The organism is Roseibium alexandrii DFL-11 (assembly GCF_000158095.2).
Classification (GTDB): domain Bacteria; phylum Pseudomonadota; class Alphaproteobacteria; order Rhizobiales; family Stappiaceae; genus Roseibium; species Roseibium alexandrii.
This window is the reverse complement of the sequence record NZ_CM011002.1, coordinates 2824024-2848549: the sequence shown is the minus strand read 5'-3', so window position 1 is coordinate 2848549 and position 24526 is coordinate 2824024. Positions and strand designations below refer to the sequence as shown.

The 24526-nt window shown below is 57.5% G+C and carries 24 protein-coding genes; 10 read left to right on the top strand and 14 right to left on the bottom strand.

Translation table 11 applies throughout. From position 1 onward, the window contains the following. Positions 1 to 58: 58 nt before the first annotated feature. The gene (locus SADFL11_RS13175; protein WP_008190946.1) at positions 59 to 1600 is read left to right on the top strand and encodes an acetolactate synthase large subunit; all 1542 of its coding nucleotides are present in this window, start codon (positions 59 to 61) and stop codon (positions 1598 to 1600) included. 23 nt (positions 1601 to 1623) lie between these two features. Here SADFL11_RS13175 and SADFL11_RS13170 read toward each other — a convergent pair whose 3' ends face one another. Beyond that, a complete protein-coding gene (locus tag SADFL11_RS13170) occupies positions 1624 to 2496 on the bottom strand; it encodes a LysR family transcriptional regulator (RefSeq protein WP_008192679.1) in 873 nt (290 codons plus the stop codon). Between the two features lie 134 nt (positions 2497 to 2630). Between SADFL11_RS13170 and SADFL11_RS13165 the strand changes: the two genes are divergently transcribed. The 4 genes from SADFL11_RS13165 (at position 2631) to tyrS (ending at position 6473) form a co-directional block, all read left to right on the top strand. Then, entirely contained in the window at positions 2631 to 3698 is a 1068-nt protein-coding gene (locus tag SADFL11_RS13165; protein WP_008194787.1) for a sodium-dependent bicarbonate transport family permease, read from the top strand. 114 nt (positions 3699 to 3812) lie between these two features. Beyond that, positions 3813 to 4295 (top strand): MarR family winged helix-turn-helix transcriptional regulator, encoded by a 483-nt coding sequence (locus tag SADFL11_RS13160; protein ID WP_008193682.1) that lies wholly within the window; start codon positions 3813 to 3815, stop codon positions 4293 to 4295. A 19-nt stretch (positions 4296 to 4314) separates the two neighbouring features. Then, positions 4315 to 4986, top strand: coding sequence for a cysteine hydrolase family protein (locus SADFL11_RS13155; protein ID WP_134853026.1), 672 nt, complete (start codon positions 4315 to 4317; stop codon positions 4984 to 4986). A gap of 209 nt (positions 4987 to 5195) precedes the next feature. Next, on the top strand, positions 5196 to 6473 hold the full coding sequence (gene tyrS, locus SADFL11_RS13150) for a tyrosine--tRNA ligase (protein WP_008194001.1): 1278 nt from the start codon (positions 5196 to 5198) through the stop codon (positions 6471 to 6473). Positions 6474 to 6523: 50 nt separating this feature from the next. On the opposite strand, the gene SADFL11_RS13145 is transcribed toward tyrS, so the two are convergent. The 3 genes from SADFL11_RS13145 to SADFL11_RS13135 are packed head-to-tail and all read right to left on the bottom strand — an operon-like array spanning position 6524 to position 7736. After that, entirely contained in the window at positions 6524 to 6736 is a 213-nt protein-coding gene (locus tag SADFL11_RS13145) for a tautomerase family protein (RefSeq protein WP_008193577.1), read from the bottom strand. 2 nt (positions 6737 to 6738) lie between these two features. After that, complete coding sequence (locus SADFL11_RS13140; RefSeq protein ID WP_040451561.1) at positions 6739 to 7125, bottom strand: nuclear transport factor 2 family protein; 387 nt, start codon at positions 7123 to 7125, stop codon at positions 6739 to 6741. After that, positions 7122 to 7736, bottom strand: a complete 615-nt coding sequence (locus SADFL11_RS13135) for a glutathione binding-like protein (protein ID WP_008194857.1) — start codon at positions 7734 to 7736, stop codon at positions 7122 to 7124. The genes SADFL11_RS13140 and SADFL11_RS13135 overlap by 4 nt, the downstream gene beginning before the upstream one ends. Before the next feature lie 207 nt (positions 7737 to 7943). Between SADFL11_RS13135 and SADFL11_RS13130 the strand changes: the two genes are divergently transcribed. Next, positions 7944 to 8282: a winged helix-turn-helix transcriptional regulator gene (locus SADFL11_RS13130; protein ID WP_008194661.1), complete on the top strand. Its 339-nt coding sequence runs from the start codon at positions 7944 to 7946 to the stop codon at positions 8280 to 8282. A gap of 9 nt (positions 8283 to 8291) precedes the next feature. On the opposite strand, the gene SADFL11_RS13125 is transcribed toward SADFL11_RS13130, so the two are convergent. The 4 genes from SADFL11_RS13125 to SADFL11_RS13110 form a co-directional block, all read right to left on the bottom strand. Then, a complete protein-coding gene (locus SADFL11_RS13125; protein WP_040451563.1) occupies positions 8292 to 8966 on the bottom strand; it encodes a hypothetical protein in 675 nt (224 codons plus the stop codon). Between the two features lie 944 nt (positions 8967 to 9910). Beyond that, a complete protein-coding gene (locus tag SADFL11_RS13120) occupies positions 9911 to 10327 on the bottom strand; it encodes a hypothetical protein (protein ID WP_209002590.1) in 417 nt (138 codons plus the stop codon). Between the two features lie 416 nt (positions 10328 to 10743). After that, positions 10744 to 11886, bottom strand: coding sequence for a site-specific DNA-methyltransferase (locus SADFL11_RS13115; RefSeq protein ID WP_040451565.1), 1143 nt, complete (start codon positions 11884 to 11886; stop codon positions 10744 to 10746). Positions 11887 to 12026: 140 nt separating this feature from the next. Then, positions 12027 to 12704, bottom strand: a complete 678-nt coding sequence (locus tag SADFL11_RS13110; RefSeq protein WP_008196812.1) for a DNA-3-methyladenine glycosylase I — start codon at positions 12702 to 12704, stop codon at positions 12027 to 12029. Positions 12705 to 12893: 189 nt separating this feature from the next. Here SADFL11_RS13110 and SADFL11_RS13105 point away from each other — a divergent pair, with 189 nt between their 5' ends. After that, entirely contained in the window at positions 12894 to 14405 is a 1512-nt protein-coding gene (locus SADFL11_RS13105) for an AMP nucleosidase (protein ID WP_050776046.1), read from the top strand. A gap of 111 nt (positions 14406 to 14516) precedes the next feature. Here the strand turns inward: SADFL11_RS13105 and bcmE are convergent, their stop codons facing one another. The 6 genes from bcmE to SADFL11_RS25300 all read right to left on the bottom strand — a co-directional run bounded on the left by bcmE (position 14517) and on the right by SADFL11_RS25300 (position 19583). Then, positions 14517 to 16031 carry a thiamine pyridinylase gene (gene bcmE / locus SADFL11_RS13100; RefSeq protein ID WP_008196090.1) on the bottom strand — a complete coding sequence of 505 codons (1515 nt, stop codon included), beginning with the start codon at positions 16029 to 16031 and terminating at the stop codon, positions 14517 to 14519. Between the two features lie 165 nt (positions 16032 to 16196). Next, positions 16197 to 16682 (bottom strand): bacterioferritin, encoded by a 486-nt coding sequence (bfr, locus tag SADFL11_RS13095; RefSeq protein WP_040451567.1) that lies wholly within the window; start codon positions 16680 to 16682, stop codon positions 16197 to 16199. A gap of 247 nt (positions 16683 to 16929) precedes the next feature. Beyond that, positions 16930 to 17412 (bottom strand): fasciclin domain-containing protein, encoded by a 483-nt coding sequence (locus SADFL11_RS13090; protein ID WP_008189015.1) that lies wholly within the window; start codon positions 17410 to 17412, stop codon positions 16930 to 16932. 201 nt (positions 17413 to 17613) lie between these two features. Continuing rightward, positions 17614 to 18162, bottom strand: coding sequence for a 2OG-Fe(II) oxygenase (locus SADFL11_RS13085; protein ID WP_008197137.1), 549 nt, complete (start codon positions 18160 to 18162; stop codon positions 17614 to 17616). 65 nt (positions 18163 to 18227) lie between these two features. After that, positions 18228 to 19310 (bottom strand): A/G-specific adenine glycosylase, encoded by a 1083-nt coding sequence (mutY, locus tag SADFL11_RS13080; RefSeq protein ID WP_040452902.1) that lies wholly within the window; start codon positions 19308 to 19310, stop codon positions 18228 to 18230. A 135-nt stretch (positions 19311 to 19445) separates the two neighbouring features. Continuing rightward, complete coding sequence (locus tag SADFL11_RS25300; protein ID WP_167578985.1) at positions 19446 to 19583, bottom strand: hypothetical protein; 138 nt, start codon at positions 19581 to 19583, stop codon at positions 19446 to 19448. Positions 19584 to 19587: 4 nt separating this feature from the next. Here SADFL11_RS25300 and SADFL11_RS13075 point away from each other — a divergent pair, with 4 nt between their 5' ends. From SADFL11_RS13075 to smc, 3 genes are all read left to right on the top strand, one after another. Next, positions 19588 to 20046, top strand: coding sequence for a DUF721 domain-containing protein (locus SADFL11_RS13075; protein WP_008194344.1), 459 nt, complete (start codon positions 19588 to 19590; stop codon positions 20044 to 20046). Between the two features lie 171 nt (positions 20047 to 20217). Further along, positions 20218 to 20853 carry a thioredoxin domain-containing protein gene (locus tag SADFL11_RS13070; protein ID WP_040451571.1) on the top strand — a complete coding sequence of 212 codons (636 nt, stop codon included), beginning with the start codon at positions 20218 to 20220 and terminating at the stop codon, positions 20851 to 20853. 87 nt (positions 20854 to 20940) lie between these two features. Further along, positions 20941 to 24399, top strand: a complete 3459-nt coding sequence (smc, locus tag SADFL11_RS13065) for a chromosome segregation protein SMC (protein WP_040451573.1) — start codon at positions 20941 to 20943, stop codon at positions 24397 to 24399. Positions 24400 to 24526 lie beyond the last annotated feature (127 nt).

Below are 24526 nucleotides of genomic sequence, written 5' to 3'. Positions count from 1 at the left end.
ATGGGTAGGGTCATTCATGTCTTTCAAATTGCTTTGAGATTTCAAGAGGGGGCTTTCCATGAACGGTGCAGAAGCGCTGGTGAAAACGATGCTGGCGTCCGATGTGTCGGTATGCTTTGCCAATCCGGGCACATCCGAGATGCATTTTGTCGCTGCCCTCGACACCCATCCCGACATGCGCTGTATTCTCTGCCTGTTTGAAGGCGGTGTGACAGGAGCCGCCGATGGCTATGCCCGGATGAGCGGCAACGTTGCCGGGACCCTGCTTCATCTCGGGCCTGGCTTTGGCAATGGCTGGGCCAATCTGCACAACGCTCGCAAAGGCCACTCCGGCATCGTCAACATTGTTGGAGATCATGCTGGTTATCACCTCAAGCATGATGCGCCGCTGCAGGCCGATCTCGACGGAGTGGCGGGATCCATTTCCCATTGGGTGCGCCGGGCAACCGACAGCACCATGGTGGCAAGCGCTGGAGCTGAGGCCATCCGGGTTGCGCGCGGCGGCGAGATCGCGACCGTAATCCTGCAGGCGGATTGTGCGTGGGGAGACAGTCAAACTGGCCCGGCCAAAGCCCAACCTCCGGCTCAAAAACATCGGCCGGACAAGGATCGCGTTATGGCAGCGGCCAAAGCCTTGAGCGAACCCGGCGCGGCTCTTTTGGTGAGTGGCCCCGGACTTTACGGAGAGGGGGCGGAACTGGCCGGCAAGATTGCAGCCAGAACAGGCTGCCGGTTGCTGGCGCCGTTTTTTGCGCCGCGCATTGCACTCGGTGAAGGCGCTGTTGCCTTTGAGAGCTTGCCCTACAATGCTGATCTCACCGCCGAGTTCCTTGCCGGGCAGACACGGATTGTTTTGGTTGGTGAAGATCCTCCGGTGAACTTTTTCGCCTATCCCGGCAAGCCGTCCACGCCGGAGCCAGCTGGTTGCGCGCTGGACCGGCTCTGTTATGGCGACTGGGATGTGCTCTGGACCCTTGAAATGCTGGCGGACGCTGCGGGTGTGGATAGCAGCGAGACCATCGCGCGGATTGGCCGCCACGTTCCGGACATTGAGACGGGGGCGCTGACTGCCGAAGGGATTGGCCGCGGTCTTGCCAACGCCATCCCGGAAGGGGCCATTATAGTCAATGAGGCCGTGACGGCCGGCGCCGGGATTTGGCCGTTTGTCAACGTCGCTGCCGCCCATGACAGGATCAACAACACGGGCGGCTCCATTGGCCAGTGCCTGCCAAATGCGCTGGGCGCGGCGGTTGCGTGCCCCGATCGTCCCGTGTTTGCGGTCTCCGGTGACGGGTCCGCCATGTATCAGGTCCAAAGCCTGTGGACCGCGGCCCGGGAAGAATTGGACATCACGGTCGTGATTGTCGCCAACCGGGGCTATCAGATCCTGCATTTCGAACTGGAAGCCCAAGGCGCGCCGAAGCCCGGACGCAACGCCAGTGCGATGTTCGATATTGAGAACCCGTTGCTCGACTGGGTGGCACTGGCCGCCGGCCATGGGGTGCAAGGCGTGCAGGTCGACAGTGAGGAAGGCTTGGCTGAGGCGCTGAAAACCGCATCAAACACCAAGGGTCCGTTCCTGATCGAGGCTGTTATCTGAAGAGCCACTGACAGGTCCCCGGTTCAGTCCATTTGACCTGTCAGCAACTCCCGCAGGATTGGATGCGGAAACGACCGTGTTACGGTGACCGCGTAAAACGCTTCAAAGATCTGCAGATCAAAAGGGGCGCTCTCCAGGAGGCCGGCAGCAATCTCGTCGGCCATGACGACCGGCGGGGCAATGGCGATGCCGACATCAGCCCGGGCGAGCAGCCGGACCATGGCCATGTCGTCAACATCCGCTACGATGCGCGGGGTGATGCCAAGCCGGGCCACCAGGCTGTCGAAACCTGTCCGGATCGAACTCTCATCGGGAACAATCAACGGCTCGTCGCTCAAGAGCTGATGCAGCGTTTTTCCGGCAATCCGCTCCGGCGTTCCGTGAATGGTGACTTTCTGTTCAGCCAGCCGGTGCGCTGTGAAATCTCCGGACAAGGAGCTGTCCGGCGGATCTGTGGTCAGGACAATGTCCAGCGCGAGCGATTCTAGAGCTTCCAGCAGGACTGAGGCGCTGCCGGACCGCAGGGTGAAGTCGACTTCTCCGCTGGACAGCAGCGGCTTTAAAAAGCGGATCTGAAAGTTCCGCGAAAGGGTCGATTGCGCTCCGACCCGCAAGGGCGGGGTGGATTGACTGGACCGCTGCAGCGTTGCGATCAGCTCTTCTCCAGTCCCGAAGATCCGGTCGGCATGATCGAGCACAATCCGTCCAACTTCGGTCAAAACAAGCTGACGCCCGGACCGCTCGAAAAGATCATGGCCGAGCCGGGCCTCAAGTTGACGGATTTGAGTGGAAAGCGCGGATTGTGACAGGTTCACCCGTTCAGCAGTCCGAGTGAGGTTGCCCTCATGCGCCACTTCGCGGAAGTAGCGCAAGTGGTGGTAGTTGAGGTTGTCCATCGGTTTCCAGCTCGCTCAAACCATCAATAGTTCTATTAAATAGAACGATAAATAATAAAACATATATTTTTTATTCTCTTCGAACTGCGTCATAAGCCCCCGGACCACGCTTTTTGACGACAACCGAGGCCGGAATGGACATTTTCTTTGAAATCATCACGACGCTTGCAGCGCAATTTCAAAAGCCGACGCTGGCGTTTTTGATGGGCGGCATGCTGATTGCCGCAATGGGCAGCAAGCTGGAAGTGCCGGAGCCGGTCTACAAGTTCGTTGTTTTGCTGCTGTTGTTGAAGGTCGGTCTGGGTGCCGGGATTTCTGTCCGCTCCGCGGATGCCATGTCGCTCGCGGTTCCGGCGATCTGTGCCGCGCTCTTAGGCGTCGTGATTGTTATCTTTGGCGGCAAGATCCTCGCAATGTGGCGGGGCGTTTCTAATGCCGACGCTATGGCAACGGCTGGTTTGTTCGGCGCGGTCTCGGCCTCAACGCTTGCCGCTGGCATGGCGATGCTCGACAGCGAAGGCATTTACTATGAAGGCTTCATCGGCGCCCTTTACCCGTTCATGGATGTCGCGGCGCTGGTGACTGCAATTTTCCTGGCGCGGATGAGCGCCGAGCGGCGGGCAGCCGGCACTGTCCAGTCTGACGGCACGGCAACCATGTCTTCCGGCGGTGGCGGCTTCGGGTTTGGCGGTGGTTTTGACGGCCAGCTCGCCAAGGGAATCATTGTTGATACGATCAAGAGCCCGGCCATCTCTGCCCTGCTGCTTGGCATTGGCATTGGCCTGCTGGCCCGGCCGGAGGCGGTCTATGAAAGCTTTTACGAGCCGCTTTTCCGGGGGCTTCTGTCCATCCTGATGCTTGTCATGGGTATGGAAGCCTGGGCCCGGTTGTCGGAGCTTAAGAAAGTTGCCCACGCCTATCTGATCTACGGCCTGACAGCGCCGCTGCTGCACGGTTTGCTTGGGTTCGGCATGGGTCTTGTTGCGCACCATTTCACAGGGTTCTCTGCCGGCGGCGTCGTTCTGCTCTCGATCATGGCGGCCTCCAGCTCTGACATCTCCGGTCCGCCGACCATGCGGGCGGCTCTGCCGGAAGCCAATCCGTCAGCTTACATAGGGTCTTCGACCGGGCTTGGGACACCGGTGGCGATCCTTAGCATCCCGCTCTTCATCACCCTCGCGGAGCTGGTCATCGGGTTCTAAGGGAAAAACACTGGAAGAAACTTGGCGGGCGCCCGGAGAAAATCCGGGCGCCAGTTTTTATTCAAGTGAAGAAAATATTGACAATAGGTATGTCGATATGACAAATATATTGTCATGATAAAAGCACGGCATCAGAACTCTGATGAACTCTATGAGGTGATCCGGTTGATCCGGCCGGTGCACCGGCGATTGGCGCGGGCTGTTGAGGCAAAGCTGGACGGCACCGGCGTATCGGTCGGCATGCGGGCTGTCATGGAGGTGCTGGAAGAGGCCGGGGCCTTGTCCGTTCCGGATATTGGCCGGTCATTGTTTCTAGCCCGACAGCAAATTCAGCTGATGGTCAACGAGCTGGAGCAGCTCGGGCTTTTGGAACGGCGCCCCAACCCTGCGCACAAGCGTTCGCCGCTTTTTGCTCTGACAGGGCGCGGCCAAGATGTTTTCGGCGTGATCCGTTCAAAGGAAAACGATGAGATCGATGCTGTCAGCGCGCATTTTTCCAAAGAAGAGGTTCAGGCAGCCCAACGGGTTCTGTGCGCCATGCTCGATCACTTTGCAGAATTTGAGGACGACCCTAACCGCCCGCGCGGTCTGGAATGAGTTTGTTTAGGAGTTCGATATGTCTTTTTTGACTTTAGCCGTGAGTAGTCTGGGTGCCTTGGTGCTATGGGCCACCGGCTATTTTTTCTGGGTTGTCTGGATTTCAAGCAAGGCGACCATGGGAAAACCGATCGACCGGGCGGCGCGCCCGAACACAGCCTTGCTGGTGATTGATGTTCAGGAAGACTTCACGCGCAATAGTCCGAAACCTTATTCGGAAGACGAGCGGGCCCGCGGCATTGCGCGCATCAATGACGAAATCGAGGCAGCGCATGCTGCCGATCATGAGGTCATCCTGATCAAACAGGTGTTTCGCCACTGGCCGGCCATTCTGGCCATGAAGCTTTTGATGGGTGGCATTGGCACGCCGGGACGCAAGGGGCTGGCGTTCGACGAGGATCTGAAGGCAGGCAACGCGCCCGTTTTCGAAAAGGCGATCGGGGATGCCTTCTCTAATCCGGAGCTGGATGCCTATCTCGCCGGGAAAAATGTCGGTTACCTCCGCCTGACCGGCCTCGATGCCTGCCAGTGTGTCCAGTTTACTGCCAAAGGGGCGCTCAACCGCGGCTATTCCGTTGAGATCATTGAACCTGCCACCATGACCGTCACGCCGGAAAAGTGGGGGACTTTCAAGAAGGAACTCGAAGCACTTGGCGCGCAGGTTGTCAGAGACGCCGAACAAGCCGCTTGACATTGCCTCACAGCTCGCGCATCTAAATTGCCATGATCAAGCTGAGCGCATCCTTCGTGTATTTTTATTACGTCACCGACATACCGGCGGCTGCGTAGGATCTTGCTCTGACAAATCAAACCTAAAAAAGCCGCCGCGTCAGGCGGCTTTTTGGTTTTCAAGATACCGGCCCCTGGCGGGAACTCCCCAAAAGACCCAGGAAGCCGAAAATGACCAAACACATGATCGAAGCCGGAAAACCGGCGACAAAGCTCAAATCGGAAGCTCTTGCCGTGCTTCTGGAGCGCGGGCTCGTGCACCAGTCCACTGATCTGGAAGCTCTCGACAAGCGCCTCAACGACGGTCCGATCACCGCTTACGCCGGATTTGATGCAACAGCGGCAAGCCTTCATGTCGGTCACTTGATGCCCCTGATGACCTTGCGCTGGCTGCAGAGACTGGGGCACAGGCCGATTGTGGTTCTGGGCGGGGGCACCAGCCAGGTTGGCGATCCGAGTTTCCGTAATGACGCCCGCCCGCTTCTGGAGGAGCGCCAGATTGCGGCCAACATGGCGACCATCCGCCGCTCGGTGGAACGTCTCGTGGATATGGATGGAACGGAAGGGGCGCTGCTGGTTGACAACGCAGAGTGGCTGAACGAGTTCCGCTTCCTGGAGTTCCTGCGCGATTACGGCTCTCAGTTCACCGTCAACCGGATGATGACCTTCGACAGCGTCAAGTCGCGGCTCGATGCCCAGATGCCGCTGACGATCCTTGAGTTCTGCTACATGATGCTGCAGGCCGTGGATTTCCTGGAGCTCGCCAAACGCCACGACTGCGTTCTGCAGGTCGGCGGCTCCGATCAGTGGGGCAACATCGTCAACGGTGTCGAGCTTGGCCGCCGCGACGGGCGCAAGCTGCACGGGCTGACCGTCCCGCTTCTGACAACGGCCAACGGGTCCAAGATGGGCAAGACCGCGTCGGGCGCTGTCTGGCTGCATCCGGAGCATCTGTCGCCTTTCGGCTTCTGGCAATTCTGGCGCAACACGGCGGACGCCGATGTCGGCAAGTTCCTGCGTCTCTTCACCGAACTGCCGATGCGCGAGGTGGAGCGTTTGTCGGAGTTGCAAGGTGCGGAGTTGAACGAGGCCAAGAAGATCCTTGCAACGCAAGTTACCGCCATCGTGCATGGCCCGGAAGAAGCGCGGGTGGCGCTGGAACAGGGCGATGCCTTGTTCTCAGGCGATGCCGAGTTGACCGAACCAACCCACACAATGGCCCTGTCCGTCTTGGCTGAAGGGGTCGGTCTTCTGGAGCTTGTGGTGGCAAGCGGTTTTGCCGCCTCCAATGGCGAAGCCCGGCGGTTGGTTGAGGGCGGTGGTGTGCGCCTCAACAACAGGGTGGTCGACGATGCGCGCCGCCGGATTTCCTCCGGCGATCTTGGTGCCAATGACCGCCTATCCCTGTCTGTCGGCAAACGGTGCAAGGCGCTGATCGGCTTCGAGTGATCTTGCGCAACGGTGCCCCGAAAAGACCGGGGCACCGTCTGTCATTCTCATCAGGTCCCGGTTTTTCTCCGGGCCCTGAATTCGGTTACCGGCACACCAGCGATGCCCCAGTTCTCGAGGGGGACCTCCTCGATGACGACAAACGTCGTGGCGGGCTCCTTGTTCAGAACATCGACAAGCAGATCGGTTGCGCCTTTGATCAACTCGGCTTTTTGTTCTTTGCTGACACCTTCATCGGTCACCTGAATATGAACATAAGGCATCTTCAAATACTCCCGGTTTGGCGTGGGATGATCTGAAAGATCTTCGCCATGATCTGCCAGCGCCCACCGTCACGCACGAAGGTCAGGAAATCGACGAAGTCGTTGTCCCCGATTGAGCAGCGGACACGGGCAAAGGCTGTGTTGGCCCCAGCCAGCTGGATCTCGTCAATCGCGTCTGTGCGCACTTCTCCGCGCGAGGCCGGGGATTGGCGTGCGGCGACCACCGGAACATACTCATCCATGGTCCGGTGAAGCAGCGGCGTTTCATCTGCGGTCGCATAGACCGCCTTTGGATGAAACACCTTCTCCAAGAGTTCCGCGTCGCAGCGGTACAGCGCTTCGAAGTAATCCGCGATCACCGCCTGAAGTTCATTGAGGGCGGTACTCATGCGGCCAGCCCTTCTTCCTGCAGCGTCCGCTGCGTGGCGGGCCGGGCCTTGATCCGGTTCACGTAGTCTGTCGTGCGTGGCCATTCGGTCAGCGCAACTCCGATAAAGTTCGACCAGTTCAAGATGACGAAGGCATAGGCATCGGCAACGGAGAAGGTCTCACCGAGAAGATACCCGTTTTGGTCCGAGAGCATGGCTTCGAACTGGGAAATCTTCTTCTTCAAAACGGCGAGATTGCGGGCACTTTCCTCTGCCGTGAAAGTTTTGCCTGAGAAGTACGGGCTGAAGGCCTTGTGCAACTCAGATGTCAAAAAACTGAGGGCCTCCAGCATCCGGTATTTCTGAAGTGCAGAGGTTTCACCCTGGGGCCCAAGCTGGGGAAACTGTTCGGACAGCCAAGTGAGAATGGCGACATTTTCGGTCAAGACCGCGCCATCTTCAAACTTCAAAGCCGGAACGTAGCCCCGAGGATTGATCTGCGCATAGGCCGCGCCGCTTTCTGTTGTGCCCGCATCCGTATCCACCTTTTCAAGCGTGTAGGGAACGTCAGCCTCGTTGAGGAGAATATGCGCTGCCATGGAGCAGGCGCCTGATTTGTAAAAGAGTTTCATCGGGTGGCTCCTTCTGGTTCCGATGACCGGAAGATGCTCATGAAGGTTTCTATTGACAATATGGTAACTGATGGTAACTGCTATTATGGAGTTACCGCGAAGAAACCTGTTAGCCGCGGTCGGTGGGTTGGAGGTCCCGCTATGGCACTGAAAATGCGAAAGAATAAAAGTCCGCAGCCACCCGCGCCGTGCCTTCTGACGGAGTGCATGCAAGTGATTGCCGGGGCGTGGGCCCCGAACATCATTTGGTGTTTGAGAGCGGGACCCAGGCGGTTCAGCGAGCTTCGGGCTGACATACCGCCGGTTTCGGCGAAGGTCCTGTCAGCACGGCTCAAGGAGCTGGAGGAGCGGGACGTAATCGTCCGCCATGTCCGCCCGACATCGCCGCCGTCCGTTGAATACGAGTTGACCGAGATTGGCCAGGAGCTGATCCCGGCGCTCGAGGGCATTGTCCGTGTCGGGCACAAACTGAAGATCCGCAGCGGATACTATCCCTCAGAAGCGGAGGCCGATGCGAATCTGGCGCAAGCGCTGGAGCCTGCTTGAGTCATCGGCCTATTGGGTGATTGTCATCTCTGCGAACTTGTAAGTCCCGATGCCGAAAGCGGTCAGCCCGACCCAATGCGGGTCTGATCTGCGGGCGTTGGTCGGCAAGCGGATAACTTCCTGCTCGTTGACGAAGAAAACAAATTCCTCTCCTTGCCGCTCAAAGACAATCACATTTGGCGTGTTTGGCTTAATTGCTGGGTGTTCGCCTTTATAAACACGGGCGAAACCCCTGCCGGATTGCATCAACACATGATAGCCGCCGTCATTGTCGATGTTGAACCGCCAATTCTGGCGCTGACGATAGGTGCCGGCAACGATGCCTGCTCCGCCACTGTTGAAGCGACGTGGCAGAACCGTGACCGACAGGGAGGCCTCATTCAAACGCGTAATTTCCTTGTTGTCCTCGAAACGGACCCAATCGATGCTCTGGTGTTGGGAGTTGGTTTTCTTGGATGTGTTCCGCCAAACAAGGTTTGCGCCATCGACTGAAATGGACCATGGACTGTGCCGGCCGGGGCTCATGATTTGCCACTCCAGAACGGTCTCAAGTTCGGTTGTATCGAACGTTTCAAGGTAACTCTGCCTGTCAGGCTCCAACAGGGTCAAACCCCAAGCTGCAAAGCCAAAAAGAGAAATAGAAACAAAAACTAACAGTCTTGTGAGGCCGGCCCACGTTTGCATGAAAAAACTCCACATCTGCAATCAAAGCGGGTATAGCGGAAGAGAAGGTTTACAGATAGTTAAAATTTGCAATGAGGTTAACGGGCTGCAGGTGGTCTGTACTGTCCGCGGGTGGCAGGCTGCCAATCGTGTTCGAAATTATGGGAAAACGCTACGTCGAGCGTATATGAAAAACTTATCCACGCTCTGCAAACCAGCCGTATACTTCCTCCCGTTCCTGTCCCACGGGGCCAAGACCGGACCGTCCGTTAGCGGTGGCAGGAACCGGAGGTTGGGCGCTTTTTTGAGGTAACGGATCAAGAAACGCGCCGTCAGCAGTCAGCCGGTTATTGCACTGCCGCCGGGTTCCAGACGGGGGCAGGTCAGGCCGGAAGAGTTTCTTAAGGATCATCGGGCGCTGCCAGAGCCTGGTGTTTGTCCGGGAAAAACAAGACCGCTGGCTGGGAACAGCCTTCGGGCAGGCGTGCTGCCTTGCCAATCCAACCCACTCCTTACTTCTCGCCCCGGCAAGTCCGGCGCGCCTGCCGTCCCGTTCGATTCGAACGGAAATTTAGTGCCGAAACGTCGGAGGGAGACCTCGCGGCGGGTTTTGTGCTGGTGGCGGCCATAGTCTATCTCTGCTGTCCCGGCCTCCGAGCCGGGACCGACCGGTTGAGGCTTGATCCCGGATCAGGTCCGGGACGGCAAAAAACTCAAATCCGCAAACTATCTCCCCGGGGCGAACGCACGTGACGACCCGGGGTCTACTCGCCGCTCTACGCCCCGCTGAGGCTGCGACGGCTAAACCGAAGCTCTGCAATTGAGTGTGTCCGGCTCTCCGCTGCGCTCTGGCTAGGGTAAGCGATGATGGGTATTTCCTGTGTCTTGCGGACCTGAGAAAAACCCCGCCGTCCCATTCGGAAGGCGGGAGCAAGGGAGGACCTCATATCGCCCTTTGCCGGGTATCATTGTTTAGGGTGGTATGTTGACTGTGGAACCGACATTGATTGCGAGAACACTCCACTTCCAGCAATAACGTGGCCTTGCTCGACAGTAAGATTTTGCGCTGTCCCAAATCCCTTCAAAAGCCCAGCACGAAGGGCTGGCTCCGGAGTTCTTTGTGACCCGCCTGCTTTGAGGAGGCAGGACACCACGGTGATGTTTCCAAGGAGCTGAGAGCCATCTTCCAAACGTGACTGTCCAAACACAGATGGATTGTTCAAAAAACGGCAAGCGCTTCCAATGTGTATATCAGCGCCGGGCTGATTGGCTTTCGCTATAAAACCGCCCTCGCCGAATTGATTGTCCGAACCGATTTCAATCCGCCCATGAGACGCATCGATCATTGTGCCGGAGTGAAAGATGTTTCCGTTTTCAATCACAACCGTCCCCTCACATGAAGCGCGAAGGGTCACGCCGGGATAAATGAGGTTGTTCTGCCCGAGGCGAACGCCTTTAGAGACAAGGATTGATAACGGATCCAGAAGCAGGTTCCCGTTGTCCATCAAAGCCATTGTCTCTTCGACCGTAAGAAAACCGGCTGCGACCCGTGCTTTGTTGATGGGCTCCAAATTGAACATATGAATAAATTTCCAGTTTTTGAAAGCTTAAGGTCATTGAGAGAAATAATATCTGCGGTGCCAAGAAACACCATCTGCTAGATCCTGGGAAGCAGCGCGCAACGGCTTCACCAAAGAAAAACCCCGCCATCCCTTTCGGGAGGCGGGGCCAAGGGAAGATCTCGCGGGGAACGCGAAGGTCTTTTCTTCCTGCTTGTTAGCTCGTGCCGGCTGCAGCTCTAATTGGCCTGCAGCCGGGATCTTATTTCCTTGCGAAGCTCGTCGATCGGCGATTTCTTCGAACCTTCTTTGGTATGCCAGAAGGTCCAGCCGTTGCAGGCTTCCTGGCCTTGCACCAGCGCGCCCACCTTGTGGATCGAACCGGTGTGGTCGCCGGATTTCAAGGAGCCGTCTGCCCGAACGATCGCCAGATGCTTGCCCTTGGAACACGTCAGTTCGGTTCCGGGCTCCAGCACGCCGTTTTCCAAAAGCGTGCCGAACGGGATGCGCTTTTGGGCTCGCTTGCCCTGCTGCATCTCAAGCGCTTTTTCGTCGCCCGGCTGGATTGCGGCGATCCGGGCTGTTGCCGCATCGATATAGTCTTGCTCGCGCTCCACACCGACATAGTTGCGGCCAAGTTTGCGCGCGACCGCGCCGGTGGTGCCGGTGCCGAAGAACGGGTCAAGCACGACGTCGCCTGGTTTGGACGAAGCGGTCAGCACCCGGTAGAGCAGGGCTTCCGGTTTCTGGGTCGGATGCACCTTCTGGCCATCCTTGCCCTTCAGCCGTTCAGCACCGGTGCACAGCGGCAAATGCCAGTCGGAGCGCATCTGCAGATCTTCGTTGAAGGTCTTCAGCGCGTCGTAATTGAAGGTCGGCTTGGCGTCCTTGGATTTCGTCGCCCAGATCATGGTCTCGTGGGCATTGGTGAACCGCTTGCCGCGAAAGTTCGGCATCGGGTTCGACTTCAGCCAGACGATGTCGTTCATGATCCAGAAGCCGAGATCTTGCAAGATCGCGCCAACCCGGAAGATGTTGTGATAAGAGCCGATCACATAGAGTGAGCCATCCGTCTTCATGACCCGGCGCGCGGCCAGCAGCCAGGCGCGGGTGAAGGCGTCGTAGGCCTCAAAGCTCTCGAACTGATCCCAGTGATCGTCGCAGGCATCGACCTTGGACTGATCCGGCCGGTGCAGGTCGCCGCCCAGCTGAAGGTTGTAGGGCGGATCCGCAAACACCAGGTCGACAGACCGGGACGGCAGTTTCTCAAGGGCAGCCACGCAGTCGCCCTTCAGAATTGTGTTCAGCCAGGAAGCGTCAGCTTCCTTTGAAGATGTTGATTGGGGTGCCTCAGGGGACACCCCGGTACGCAGTACTCTCATTGCGACGCAATACCTCACGCAATTTCGAGTGTCATGGTTACCGCTTTTGGTAAATCAGGCGTTAAGCCGCCAGAACAAAAATTACCGTTGAATCAATGCTTTGTTTACAATGGTAAAACCTAAATGAGAAGTTAATAGGCTCAGCCGACCGAAAACGCCAGAATTCTGCTGATTTCGTTCAAAGAACGACCGGAAGTTGATCGCCAATGGTTAAAGGCTTCCTGAATTGCAGTCAGATTTTTTTTCGACATGGACTCATTCCCAATGACATTTTCACGGATTAGAGCGTTAACCACGTCGCGGGAGAGGATGAATGTCTCCTTTCCCATGAAGCGAAGCGCATACTGACCGGAGTTGCCGCCAAGCCGGCTGCCGCGCTTCTTCAGGACGTCCATCAGGCCGATTTGATCCTCGACCGGATACTGGGCAAAGAACTTCGAAGCACTGCCGTGGGCTTCGGCTAGATCCCGGAGGAAAATCGCATTTGCCTGGACGGACTTGATCTTCATGGCATTGCGGACGATGGCCTTGTTGTTGAGAAGCGCCTCAAAAACTTCATCCGGCAGGAAGGCAAGGCGGGCCGTATCAAAACCTTCGAAGGCCTCTTCGAAACCCGGCCATTTCTTCTCAATCACTTTCCAGGAAAATCCGGCCTGAAAGATCGTTTTGGTGAACATGGACAGCCAGCGGTCATCGCCGATCGTCTCCAGTTCTTCCGGTGTCTTGGGGCCATTATGTTCGGCCATCAGGGCTGAGAGCTGGGCTGCACCGCCCTTTTTGTCGATTGCCAACGCTTCGATGTCTTCAAAGGATTTCATAAAACCGCCCCGGCAAGTTTCTAAATTCAACCAGATAAGGAGGATATCCCTATCACAGGGATGGATGCGCTCGTGTGTGCGAAAATAATTTCTTCGTGTGCAAAAATATTCAAAATCTAATGCAGCACCTATTGACCGCGCGGGCATCTGGCGAGACTGTTTAAGGATAACAAAAATAAGGATGATCACATGACCAACTCGATCCACAGAGCCTTTCAACAACCGCCCCGGCCAACCCGCCTTGCACCATCGCACCCTTTGCAGGTTTTCAGCGATCCCAAGGAAGCTGTCGCGCGGTTGATAGAGATTTTTGAGGCGAACACGGCCTTCTTGAGGAAGCACTTCCAGGCGCTTCTGGACGGGGAAGAGCCAGAACATCGGGTGCGGGCCTTTTATCCGCAGGTTCAGATCGTCACCGACAGCCATATTCGTCATGACAGCCGCTTGTCCTACGGTTTTGTCTCCGGGCCGGGGCGCCATGTTGCGACCATCACCCGTCCTGACCTGTTCCGCCATTATCTCGAGACACAGCTATCGCTTCTTATGAAGAACCACGAGGTACCGGTTCTGGTTGGCGACAGTGACATGCCGATTCCGCTGCATTTTGCATTTTACGATGGCACACATGTGGAAGGCGGTGCCGCCGCGGCGAGCCTCGACCGGCCGTTGGCTGACGTCTTTGATCTGCCGGACCTGACAGTGATGGACGATTCCATCGCAAACGGAACGTATGAACCAGCCGATGGCGAAATGCCACTAGCCTCGTTTACTGCACCCAGGGTCGATTATTCCCTCCACCGCTTGCAGCACTACACCGCCACCGCGGCAGAGCATTTTCAGAACTACGTGCTCTTCACGAACTATCAGTTCTACATCGATGAATTCTGCCGGATGTCCCAGGACTATCTGGCGGACCCGGACAGCGGTTACGAGGCGTTCGTTGGGCCAGGCAATCTGCTGACCAAGGCAGGTGAGACAACGCCCTGCAGCGGTACAGAACCGGCAAAGCTTCCGCAAATGCCGGCCTATCACCTGAAACGGGCCGACGGCAGCGGCATTACAATGGTCAATATCGGCGTCGGGCCATCCAACGCGAAGACGATCACTGACCATGTGGCTGTCCTGCGTCCGCATGTCTGGCTGATGCTGGGGCATTGCGCGGGGCTGCGCAATAGCCAGACCCTTGGAGACTACGTCCTTGCACATGGTTATGTGCGTGACGACAATGTTCTCAATCAGGATCTGCCAATTTGGGTGCCGATCCCGCCGCTTGCAGAAGTTCAGGTTGCCCTTGAAGATGCGGTTGCCGAAATTACTGGATATGACGGGTATGACCTGAAGCGGGTGATGCGCACCGGCACGGTCGTGTCGCTCGACAACCGGAACTGGGAACTTTGGGATCAGCCGGAGCTGGTCAAACGGTTCTCGCAGTCGCGGGCCATCGCGCTTGATATGGAATCGGCGACGATCGCAGCCAACGGCTTCCGCTTCCGTGTGCCCTATGGAACGCTTTTATGCATCTCCGACAAACCGCTTCATGGTGAGTTGAAGCTGCCCGGTATGGCGACGGACTTCTACAAGCGTCAGGTCGCTCAGCATCTGGAAATAGGCATTCGCTCCCTGGAGAAGATGCGCCAGATGCCTGCTGACCGCCTGCATTCGCGGAAACTGAGAAGCTTTGCGGAAACCGCGTTTCAGTAGTCACCTCGCTGATTTCGGTCTAACGAAAGCCGGAAGATCACAAAGCTAAGGCCCTGGTTTCAGACCAGGGCCTTTTTGTTGCCGGAATTCTGCCGACCGGGGCCTTCGAAATTAGTTCCGCATGTAGCGCTTTAACGCCGGTCCGGACTGGACCATTGTTGTTGCTTCTTCTTCCTGAACGGACTGAGGAAGAGGCGATGCCTGGATGCAGGTATTGCAACCGCAGGCCGAATATCCTGGCCAGGCAGGTGGTGACTGGTTGGTCCAGGAGCCGATCCAGCCGCCTGCCGATTGGCACAACGGGGTGCAGATGGACGGCGCCTGCGAATTGTTGCCCGGAAAATCGGTGCTCTCCAGATCGCAATGGCCGCTGAAGTCGCCAAGGACAGCCGTTTGAACGGATCCGCCGAAACTGTGAAAAGCTGTCCGGTCGGTCGTCGGCATGCTGACCAGTTCCGTTGTCTTCGCATTCAGGATGTCGGACATTTGCTGGTAAAGCGGATCAACCGAGCTCAAGGCATTGAGCACACTGGTCCGCGCGGGGAAAAGATAGGACAGCTGTCCATTGGGAGGCGCAATGGCGTTCTGCATTGTCGCTTGTTCGGTCATGATGTTCGCAAGCACAAACGGCAGCGTTCCGTTGTTCGCGAGGAACGGTGAGTTGCTGTTCACGCCAGCAACATCTGCGTAAAACATGTTCGGGGAGTTGGTGTTGTCGGTCCAGGGAAACGCACGGAGTTTCAGGTTCTGCCGGGTGGCATTCGACATCTGTGACATGCTTTCAGAAAAACCGATGGACGTCCGCCCATAGCCTTCACTGAAATATCCGGCCCGGACATACTGGTCCTCCACGCCCTGCAGCGGTGGTACGGCTCCGGTCAAGGCGTTGTAATAGCTCGCGGTTTCCGCGATGCCTGCAAGAGATTGGACAATCGAGGGATCCAGCTGGGTCATGGATGGCCAGTTGCCGGTGTCGAGATACCCCTTAACCATGTAATTGACGCCAATGGTCGTCTTGCCGGACATGTTCATCATGGCGCCCGACATGCCGAAGGGAACGGGGCTGATATAGATCCCGGCCGAATTGACGGTCTCGAAGTCCGACAAGGTGGTCACACCCACCATACCTGAATCGCCGTTCCGGTAGAACATGATGTTCGTACAGCCCAGCATAGGCAGGGCATACATGTCGTTGTTGGGAAGCTTCAAGGCTGTGTCGGCGTAAGGCACAAAGTCTGTCGGGTTGCTAATTTGCGCCGCCGGGATTTGGGCTGTTTGTGTCTTCCAGTACTCCAGATACATTGCGTCATAGACAAAAACGTCGATCGGCGTCTGTTTGCCGCTGCCATTGGTATAGACCGGATTGGAATCGTACCCGCCGTCCCAGACATTTTCATCTGCGATCAGATAGAGCTTCTCCGTCTGCCCCGCCGTCTGCCACGCCGAACAGATGGCGGATGTGAACGCGCCCATGTCCGGGACATATGGATAGACCGCCGCGGAGATACAGGTTTCACCATCTGTGCAGATCGCATCGCAGTTTTGCGCCGAAGCTGCGGTCGAAAACAATGCGCCGATAACCAGTGCACTTTTCAAGATGACGATATTGCGGAATTGCTGATGCATGACTTCACCTCCAGGCAGTCTCGGTGGAGGGAGTGTCTCACGATGCCGTAACGTTATGCAGCTTATAATTTAGTAAAGAAGAGTCACTCGTTAAAGCCGTGTGGAGCCAACAAAAAACGCGGCTCCGGTCAGAGCCGCGTTCCAAAATTTGGGCTGACGGTATCCTTACTCGGCTTCGTCCGCAGAGGCTGCGTTCAGCATGCCGTAGCGCTCGACGCCGATTTTCTCCAGAAGCTCAAGCTGGGTCTCCAGGAAGTCGATGTGACCTTCCTCGTCCTTCAGGAGCTCTTCGAAAATCGCCATGGAGACGTAATCGCCTTCTTCCCGGCAGACTTCGCGTGATTTGGAGTAGGCGGTCCGTGCATCGTATTCACCGGCAAGATCTGCTTCCAGAACTTCCTTGATGTCCTGGCCGATGCGCAGCGGCGCGACCTTTTGCATGTTCGGCAGGCCTTCCAGGAAGATGATCCGGTCAACCAGCTTGTCTGCATGTTCCATCTCTTCGATGGATTCCTCGCGTTCCTTTTTCGCCAGTTTCGCGTAACCCCAATCGGCCAGCATGCGATAGTGCAGCCAGTACTGGTTGATCGCGCCAAGCTCCAGGAACAGAGCCTCGTTCAAACAGGCAATAACCTTTTCATTCCCTTTCATGGCCGTCACTCCTTGTAGCCGAAATTTTTCGTACTTTAGAATTATTCTACACTGGGTGTCCAGTGTCTAAATCATGTTTTTTTTCAGAAATTTGCGAGCTTTTGAATGTAGGGAGAAGTATCTGACGGACTGCCCAAAATTGGTTGATCGCATGGCGCTGGAACAGCCTGCCGCAAAAAAGCAAAAGGCGCAGCCGGTAAAGCTGCGCCTGTTGACTTACCAGAGGAGGGGTAAGACACCGGTGGTATTAGGAGGCCGGCAGGATCACGCTGTCGATGACATGGATGACGCCGTTGCTGGTTTCGATGTCGGCGGTGATAACGTTTGCTTCGTCGACTTTTACGCCGTCTGTTGCGTCAACTGCAATTGTGTCGCCCTGGACAGAAGCAACATCAGCTTTCTTGCCTGCGATATCGGAAGACATCACTTTGCCCGGGACCACGTGGTAGGTCAGAACAGCGACGAGCTTGTCCTTGTTTTCCGGCTTCAGCAGGTCTTCAACAGTGCCCGCCGGCAGTTTCGCGAAGGCTTCGTCGGTCGGAGCAAAAACAGTGAAGGGACCATCGCCTTTCAAGGTGTCGACCAGGTCCGCAGCTTGAACAGCGGCAACCAGAGTGTTGAAGGTGCCTGCGCCGACGGCAGTGTCAACAATGTCTTTCTCGGCAGCTTTCGCAGCGGAAAACGGCAGAACGAGAAGTAGAGCGACTGCGAGTTTCTGGATCAGTTTCATGTAGATGACTCCCTTGCTTAGATTAAAGTCAAAGACCAGCGTCCTCGAAAATGATGTTCCGAGGTGTTAAACTTGGATGCAGTCTTTGCTTGCAACATGAAGACTTACGGGGTTTGGCGGGAAACGGATGAGGAAAAAGTCTTAACTGATTTTTCCAAGAATTTATGTGATCCGATTCATGCTTGCAACATCCGGAAAGCTTCAGCGGAACCGGGGCCCATGGCTCCAGCAGGTGAGAGAAAACCGTGTGCCTTTTGAGACGGGAACAACCCGGTGCAACATGAAGCTGGCGAATAAAGTGGAATTTCCCTGAGCGCGATTGGCGGTCAAAATATTGCTGCCCAGGCTGATTTCGAGCGCACCGCCCTCATAGTCCTCACTGCAAGACAATTGTGTGACTATGGTCGATTTGCGAAACTGAGCAATTGCCCCATTGCCAACATCGGAATGCCAATCGTAGTGCCCTTCGTCGCTCTGGTCATAGACAGCGACTTGCAGTTTCTCCTTGAACTCCGTGATGTCGAAATCGAAAGCCTCGCGATTGGCCTTTGCGACAGCGCTCATGATCCGGTTCAGGACCCAGGCACCTGTTCTGTCATCATCAAGCCAGCTTATTTTTGCGCGCCGGATTTTGCTTTGCTGTTTGCCGCCAACGAGACCAGCACGGTCCTGATCATTAGACTTGCTGAGACGGATGATTTCCGAGCATTCGCCTGGCGAGAAAAGGTCGCTTATTTCGTATGTGAACATTGAGCAGATGAATATTGTTTTGTGCCCGTGTGCAAGCGTTTTTCTGAAACGGCACAAAAGACGGCCTAGTCGAGTGCGGCTGTCAAAACCTTGCGCATGACTGTCGGCAGAGCTTCCTCGGAAAGCGTGTCTGCAGCGGACCACCAGCCGGTGTCTGTGCCAAGCTGATCGTTGCCGGACATCTCTGCCCTGAAGACGGTCAGCTTCAAATGAAAATGGGTGAACGTGTGTTTCACTTCACCGGTGCGCTTTTGCCAGTCGGCGGCAAAGGGGGCGTGTGCGAGGCTGGTGCCGGTATCAAAGTCCTCCGACCAAACGGATCCCGGCACTTCGGTCATCCCGCCAAGCAGGCCCTCCGGCGGGCGGCGGCGCAAGAAAACCGCACCGCTTGCCGCGTCGACAGCCACAAAAGCGGCTCCATGGCGGGTCGGTTTTTTCGTCTTGGGCGCTTTTCGCGGCAGGGTTTCGGCAAGGCCGGCGCGATGACCTTCACAGGTCTCCCGCCAAGGGCAGAGTACACAGGCCGGTTTTTTCGGCGTGCAGATGGTGGCGCCAAGATCCATGACGGCTTGCGCAAAATCGCCGGGCCTTGCCTCCGGGGTCAGGTCCGCCATCACGGCTTTGATTTCCGGCTTGGCCACGGGCAAGGGCGTTTCGATCAGTTTCAGGCGCGACAGCACACGTTCCACATTGCCATCAACGACGGCGGCATGGCGGTCGAAGGCAATCGTGGCAATGGCCGCGGCCGTATAAGGGCCGATGCCGGGCAGCTTTAGGAGCGCGTTTTCGGTGTCCGGGAACTCGCCGCCATAGGCGCTGGCGACAAGGTCGGCGCATTTTTTCAGGTTGCGCGCTCTGGAATAATAGCCCAGCCCCGCCCAGGCCTTCATCACGTCTTCTTCGTCCGCTGCGGCGAGGTCCTTGACCGTCGGCCAGGTGCGCGTAAAGACTTCGAAGTAGCTCTTCACAGCCGCAACTGTGGTTTGCTGCAACATGACTTCCGACAGCCAGATACGGTAGGGATCCGGCACTTCGCCAAGACGCCGGTTTTCCGGGCCCACGCGCCAGGGCAGGGTGCGCGCATGGCGGTCGTACCACTCCAGTAGACTTGATGATAGAAGACTTGGTGACTGGTGGGGGTCAGCCATGGTTTGCTGCACGCCGGTATTCCCCAAGATGCTGCGGATCAACAGTGATTTGCGTCTGGATAGCTTGGGGAAAATTGCGGTGAAAAGCCGACGCTGAAACGTGTGTTAAAGTAATCGTCTTCATTTTGTCTTATTCTACTGGAACACAACAGGCTGCGGAAAGCCGATCAGCGTGCCGCGTAACAAGGTCCGGGCAGAAGTCAGGAGGTAGGCCATAACCGCGTCGAAGGCAAATCGAAAGGGTGCAAAACTGCTGGCCGATTTGGTCGGCAAGGCGATGACCCCTGCCTGCAAGAAACGCGGCTTTGCCTCCATAGATATCATCGCGTCCTGGGCCGATATTGTGGGAGAGCGCTATGGCACCCGCGTCCAGCCGGACCGGCTCATCTGGCCGCGGCAACCGGAGTTGAGTGACCCGGAGCGTCCGCCTCAACCCGCAACGCTGGTGGTCCATACAGATGGCCCAACTGCACTGATGCTGTCTCACGACAGTCCGCAGGTGATTGAACGGATCAACACGTTTTATGGCTGGGCCGCGATTGGCCGCATCAAGATCCAGCAAAAGCCGGTTGCCGTGAAACGCGCCAGCACGCGCAAGGCGCTGAGGCCATTGACCCGGTCGGAAGAGCAGCAGCTCGACGCGAAACTTGAGACGGTCGAAAACGATCGCCTTCGCGAAGCCTTGAAAAAGCTCGGCGCACAAGTCATCGCCCGGAACGCCGGCACGGCCGCCTGATCGTCGCCCGGGCCTCACGCAGCAATAACAACACTGTGACTTTGCCTGCCAATCTGTCCACGCTGGTGCCACAATTGCCAAGCTGTGTTGACCTTGAGGGCCTGAAAGGGCACATGGAACAGCAACGGCGCCAGAAGGTGCAAGACATCAAATTGTGACAGGACGATCTTCGTGACACAGACCCGCAGACAGTTTCTCAAAACCACCGCTTTGACCACGGCCGCGCTTGGGCTCGCATCTGCTGCGCCCGCATGGGCCCAGTCGGTCGACGAAGACGAGCTCCTGAAACCGGGTCCGCTAGGGGACAAAATCCTGGGCGATGAAAACGCACCGGTCACGATTGTCGAATATGCGTCCATGACCTGTGGACACTGCGCCAATTTCCACGAGCGCACCTGGCCCGATCTGAAGAAAGATTACATCGAGACTGGCAAGGTCCGCTTTATTTTCCGGGAATTTCCGCTCGACCCGGTCGCCTCGGCGGCCTTCATGCTGGCGCGCTGTGCGCCGCAGGAAAAATATTTCGACATTGTGGACATCATGTTCGAAGAACAGCGCGCCTGGGCGTTCACCGACAACCCGTACCAATCCCTGCTCGACTTTTCCAAACAGATCGGCTTTACACAGGAGTCCTTTGAGGAATGCTTGACAAACCAGGGTTTGCTTGACGCAGTAAACGCTGTGCGTGAGCGCGGGGCGAACGAGTTTGGGGTGAACTCGACGCCGACATTCTTCATCAATGGCGAAAAGCACTCGGGGGCGCTTTCGATTGACGAGATGGGCAAGATCATCGAGGAAAACCTCTGATCCTGCAGCAGGGCTGCGGGCAGCTGCCCTGCATCCGCAATCTGATATGACTTTGTCGGCGTCCGGACCGGAGAGGTGCGGGCGCCGATGAGGTTTTCAAAGCTCCGCATTGCCGGTTTCAAATCATTTGTCGAACCGATGGAGTTCATCATCGACGACGGGCTAACCGGCGTTGTCGGCCCGAACGGCTGCGGCAAGTCCAATCTCGTGGAAGCCCTTCGGTGGGTGATGGGCGAGAACTCTTATAAGAACATGCGCGCATCCGGCATGGATGACGTGATCTTTTCCGGCAGCCTCAACCGCCCGGCCCGAAACACGGCCGAAGTCACGCTGTTTCTGGAAAACAACGATCACACGGCTCCGTCCGCCTTCAATGACGCCGATCTTCTGGAGGTCAGCCGCCGGATTGAGCGGGAGCAGGGCTCCAATTACAAGATCAATGCCAAGGATGTCCGGGCCCGCGACGTCCAGCTCCTGTTTGCAGACGCCTCCACGGGCGCGCGCTCACCCGCGATGGTCCGGCAAGGGCAGATTGGCGAGCTGATCGCCGCAAAACCAACGTCCCGCCGCAAGATCCTGGAAGAAGCGGCCGGGATCTCCGGCCTGCATTCGCGCCGGCATGAAGCGGAAATTCGCCTGCGCGGCGCGGAACAGAACCTTGAGCGTCTGGAAGACGTTCTTGTGCAGATCGACAGCCAGCTCGACAATCTGAAACGCCAGTCGCGTCAGGCCTCGCGCTACCGCAATCTGTCGTCGGAGATCCGCGGCGCGGAAGCCGCCATTCTTTATATCCGGTGGACAGAAGCGCGGGATGCCCTGAGCTCGGCTGAAAAACAGTTCACTGAGGCGCAAAGCCAAGTCAATGAGGCGACCGGTCTGCAGGCGGAAAGTGCGCGCATACAGGCAATCGCCGCTCACAAGCTGCCCGAGCTTCGGGAGGACGCAGCCAAAGCCGGAGCCGCGCTTCAGCGGCTCGTGATCGCGCGCAATGATCTTGATGCCGAGGAACGGCGCATCAAGGAACGCTTGCAGGATCTGGAACGGCGGCTTGTGCAGTTGGCCGAGGATATCCGCCGCGAACAGTCCATGGTCTCGGAAAACGATGAAGTTCTTGAGCGTCTTGCAGAAGAGCGCGCCGAGCTTCTGGAAGAAAACGAGATGGTGCAGGACCGCACCGAAGCGGCCCGCGAAAAAGTTGCCGAGGCCGAAGACATCGTGCGCGGCAAGGAGGCGATGCTCTCCGAGCTGACGGCCGCCGAAGCGCGGGCAACGGCGGAACGCCAACAGCTGGAACGCGCCGTTGCCGAAAGCCGCCAGCGGGCGGACCGGCTGATGTCGCAGGCACAGGAAGCTCAAACCGCACTCGGCGCTCTCATTGCGCGCATGGACGAACAGGACGGCGTTGCTGAACACCGGGAAACGCTGGAGCTTGCGAGCGAAGAACTCGCCGAGGCCGAGGCAGCGGTCGAAGAAGCGGAAGCTGCCACCGCATTGGCTCGGGACCAGGAGCAGGCCGCGCGGTCCCCCTTGAGCGATGCCAAGGCGCTTTTGCAGGGTTTGCAGACAGAAGCCCGGACCCTTGAACAGGTTTTGAATGTACACAGCGAGGCGGATCACACGCCGGTCGTTGAGCAGATCACCGTTGAGACCGGGTACGAGACGGCGCTGGGCGCAGCGCTCGGCGAAGACCTGGATGCCTCCCTTGATGAAGCAGCCGCAGTCCGCTGGGGCAGTGCCTTGGCAGTTGACGGCGATCCGGCGTTGCCGGGCGGCGCCAAACCGCTGCTGGATGTGGTCACCGCACCCAAAGAACTCCATCGCCGTTTATCCCTGATTGGACTGGTTTCCCAGGAGGACGGTCCGCGCTTGCGGGCAGACTTGAAGCCCGGTCAACGGCTGGTGAGCCGGGAAGGGGACCTCTGGCGCTGGGACGGGTTTGTTGTCGCGGCCAACGCACCAACACCGGCGGCCCAACGTCTGGCGCAAAAGAATCGCCTGGCCGAATTGGATGACGAAATTGAAACCGCGCGTCAGGCGGTGGAACGTCACCAGCAAGATTTGGAAGACGCCGCAAGCCGGGTCCGGCAGTCCGTGGAACTGGAACAAACCGCCCGGGGCAAGGTTCGCGACGGACAGCGGACGGTCACCGCGGCGCGCGAAGCTTTGGCCGCTGCAGAGCGGTCCATTGCGCAGCTGGCGTCCCAGAAGGCGGCCGCGGACGACCGGGCGCAGCGCATGAGTGAAGAAGCAGAAGAAGCGCGGGCCTATCTGGAAGAAGCGCAGGAGCAGTTGGAAGCAGCTGCCGAGGCAACCGGCTACGCCGACCAGATCCGGGACCTGCAAACGGAGGTTTCCTCTGCACGGACAGCCCTTGCAGAAGCGCGGGCGGTCTCGGAAGGTCTCTCCCGGGAACAGCAAATGCGAGACCGGCGCCTGGAGGCGATTGCCCGGGAATATGACAGCTGGAAGTCCCGCGCGGCCAATGCGACTCAACAAATCGCAGTTTTGAGCGAACGGCGCGATGAGGCGGAAGAGGAACGGGCCGAGCTGATCGAGGCGCCCGAAGATATCGAGATCAAACGGCGGGAGCTGTTTTCCGCGATTGCAAAGGCGGAAGACGCCAAGAAGGAAAAGGACGATCAGCTTAGCCAGGCCGAGCTGGATCTGGCTGATGTCGATCGGGCCGCAAAGCTGGCCATGGAAGGCCTGGCCGGGGCGCGTGAACAAAAGATTCGCGCAGAAGAGCGCCTCGATGCTGCTCGGGAGCGGAAAGACACCCTGGAGCGGCGGATTGACGAGGACCTGGAAGTCCCGGTCGTGGCTCTGCCGGAAATTGCCGGTCTGAAGGACGGGGCGCCTTTGCCGGATCCGGAGGCGATGGAGAAAAAGCTGGACCGTCTCAAGGCCGAACGCGAGCGTTTGGGCGGGGTCAACCTGCGCGCAGAAGAAGAACTGCGCGAAATGGATGAGCAAAAGACGACACTCACCTCCGAACGGGACGATTTGATTGAGGCAATTCGTCGCTTGCGGACCGGGATCTCAAATCTGAACCGCGAGGCGCGGGAACGCTTGCTGGCCTCCTTCGAGGTGGTCAATGGTCACTTTCAGAGGTTGTTCACGCACCTCTTTGGCGGCGGTACGGCGGAACTGCAGCTGGTCGATTCGGACGATCCGCTGGATGCCGGGCTTGAGATCATCGCACGGCCGCCCGGCAAGAAGCCGCAAACAATGACCTTGCTGTCCGGCGGCGAACAAGCGCTTACCGCCATGTCATTGATTTTTGCGGTTTTTCTGACAAATCCCGCGCCGATTTGCGTGCTTGATGAGGTCGACGCACCGCTCGATGACGCCAATGTGGAGCGCTATTGCGACCTCCTGGATGAGATGGCGCGCAACACAGATACCCGCTTTGTGGTGATTACCCACAACCCGATCACCATGGCCCGCATGAACCGTTTGTTCGGTGTCACAATGGCGGAACGGGGTGTCTCGCAGCTTGTTTCGGTGGATTTGGAGACCGCGGAACGATTCCGTGAAAGTGCCTAATTGTCAGCCGAACCGCACTCCTTCGTAAGTTTCCCGTAAGACTTAGGTCATGGAAAATGTGAAGAGGGGCGATTTTTTGTTATAAATCAGATAAATAGCGGAAATCTTAGTGTTCTTGACAGGGCAA

What these genes read in the sequence shown, in the direction of transcription:
- tyrS (WP_008194001.1), top strand. Translation starts at nt 5,196, where the DNA reads ATGACCAAACACATGATCGAAGCCGGAAAACCGGCGACAAAGCTCAAA.
- SADFL11_RS13130 (WP_008194661.1), top strand. Translation starts at nt 7,944, where the DNA reads ATGCAAGTGATTGCCGGGGCGTGGGCCCCGAACATCATTTGGTGTTTG.
- SADFL11_RS13110 (WP_008196812.1), bottom strand. Translation starts at nt 12,704, where the DNA reads ATGAAATCCTTTGAAGACATCGAAGCGTTGGCAATCGACAAAAAGGGC.
- SADFL11_RS13145 (WP_008193577.1), bottom strand. Translation starts at nt 6,736, where the DNA reads ATGCCTTATGTTCATATTCAGGTGACCGATGAAGGTGTCAGCAAAGAA.
- SADFL11_RS13135 (WP_008194857.1), bottom strand. Translation starts at nt 7,736, where the DNA reads ATGAAACTCTTTTACAAATCAGGCGCCTGCTCCATGGCAGCGCATATT.
- SADFL11_RS13115 (WP_040451565.1), bottom strand. Translation starts at nt 11,886, where the DNA reads ATGAGAGTACTGCGTACCGGGGTGTCCCCTGAGGCACCCCAATCAACA.
- SADFL11_RS13125 (WP_040451563.1), bottom strand. Translation starts at nt 8,966, where the DNA reads ATGCAAACGTGGGCCGGCCTCACAAGACTGTTAGTTTTTGTTTCTATT.
- SADFL11_RS13090 (WP_008189015.1), bottom strand. Translation starts at nt 17,412, where the DNA reads ATGAAACTGATCCAGAAACTCGCAGTCGCTCTACTTCTCGTTCTGCCG.
- smc (WP_040451573.1), top strand. Translation starts at nt 20,941, where the DNA reads ATGAGGTTTTCAAAGCTCCGCATTGCCGGTTTCAAATCATTTGTCGAA.
- mutY (WP_040452902.1), bottom strand. Translation starts at nt 19,310, where the DNA reads ATGGCTGACCCCCACCAGTCACCAAGTCTTCTATCATCAAGTCTACTG.
- SADFL11_RS13160 (WP_008193682.1), top strand. Translation starts at nt 3,813, where the DNA reads ATGATAAAAGCACGGCATCAGAACTCTGATGAACTCTATGAGGTGATC.
- SADFL11_RS13140 (WP_040451561.1), bottom strand. Translation starts at nt 7,125, where the DNA reads ATGAGTACCGCCCTCAATGAACTTCAGGCGGTGATCGCGGATTACTTC.
- SADFL11_RS13075 (WP_008194344.1), top strand. Translation starts at nt 19,588, where the DNA reads ATGACCCCTGCCTGCAAGAAACGCGGCTTTGCCTCCATAGATATCATC.
- bfr (WP_040451567.1), bottom strand. Translation starts at nt 16,682, where the DNA reads ATGAAAGGGAATGAAAAGGTTATTGCCTGTTTGAACGAGGCTCTGTTC.
- SADFL11_RS13170 (WP_008192679.1), bottom strand. Translation starts at nt 2,496, where the DNA reads ATGGACAACCTCAACTACCACCACTTGCGCTACTTCCGCGAAGTGGCG.
- SADFL11_RS13175 (WP_008190946.1), top strand. Translation starts at nt 59, where the DNA reads ATGAACGGTGCAGAAGCGCTGGTGAAAACGATGCTGGCGTCCGATGTG.
- SADFL11_RS13085 (WP_008197137.1), bottom strand. Translation starts at nt 18,162, where the DNA reads ATGTTCACATACGAAATAAGCGACCTTTTCTCGCCAGGCGAATGCTCG.
- SADFL11_RS13105 (WP_050776046.1), top strand. Translation starts at nt 12,894, where the DNA reads ATGACCAACTCGATCCACAGAGCCTTTCAACAACCGCCCCGGCCAACC.
- SADFL11_RS13165 (WP_008194787.1), top strand. Translation starts at nt 2,631, where the DNA reads ATGGACATTTTCTTTGAAATCATCACGACGCTTGCAGCGCAATTTCAA.
- SADFL11_RS13155 (WP_134853026.1), top strand. Translation starts at nt 4,315, where the DNA reads ATGTCTTTTTTGACTTTAGCCGTGAGTAGTCTGGGTGCCTTGGTGCTA.
- bcmE (WP_008196090.1), bottom strand. Translation starts at nt 16,031, where the DNA reads ATGCATCAGCAATTCCGCAATATCGTCATCTTGAAAAGTGCACTGGTT.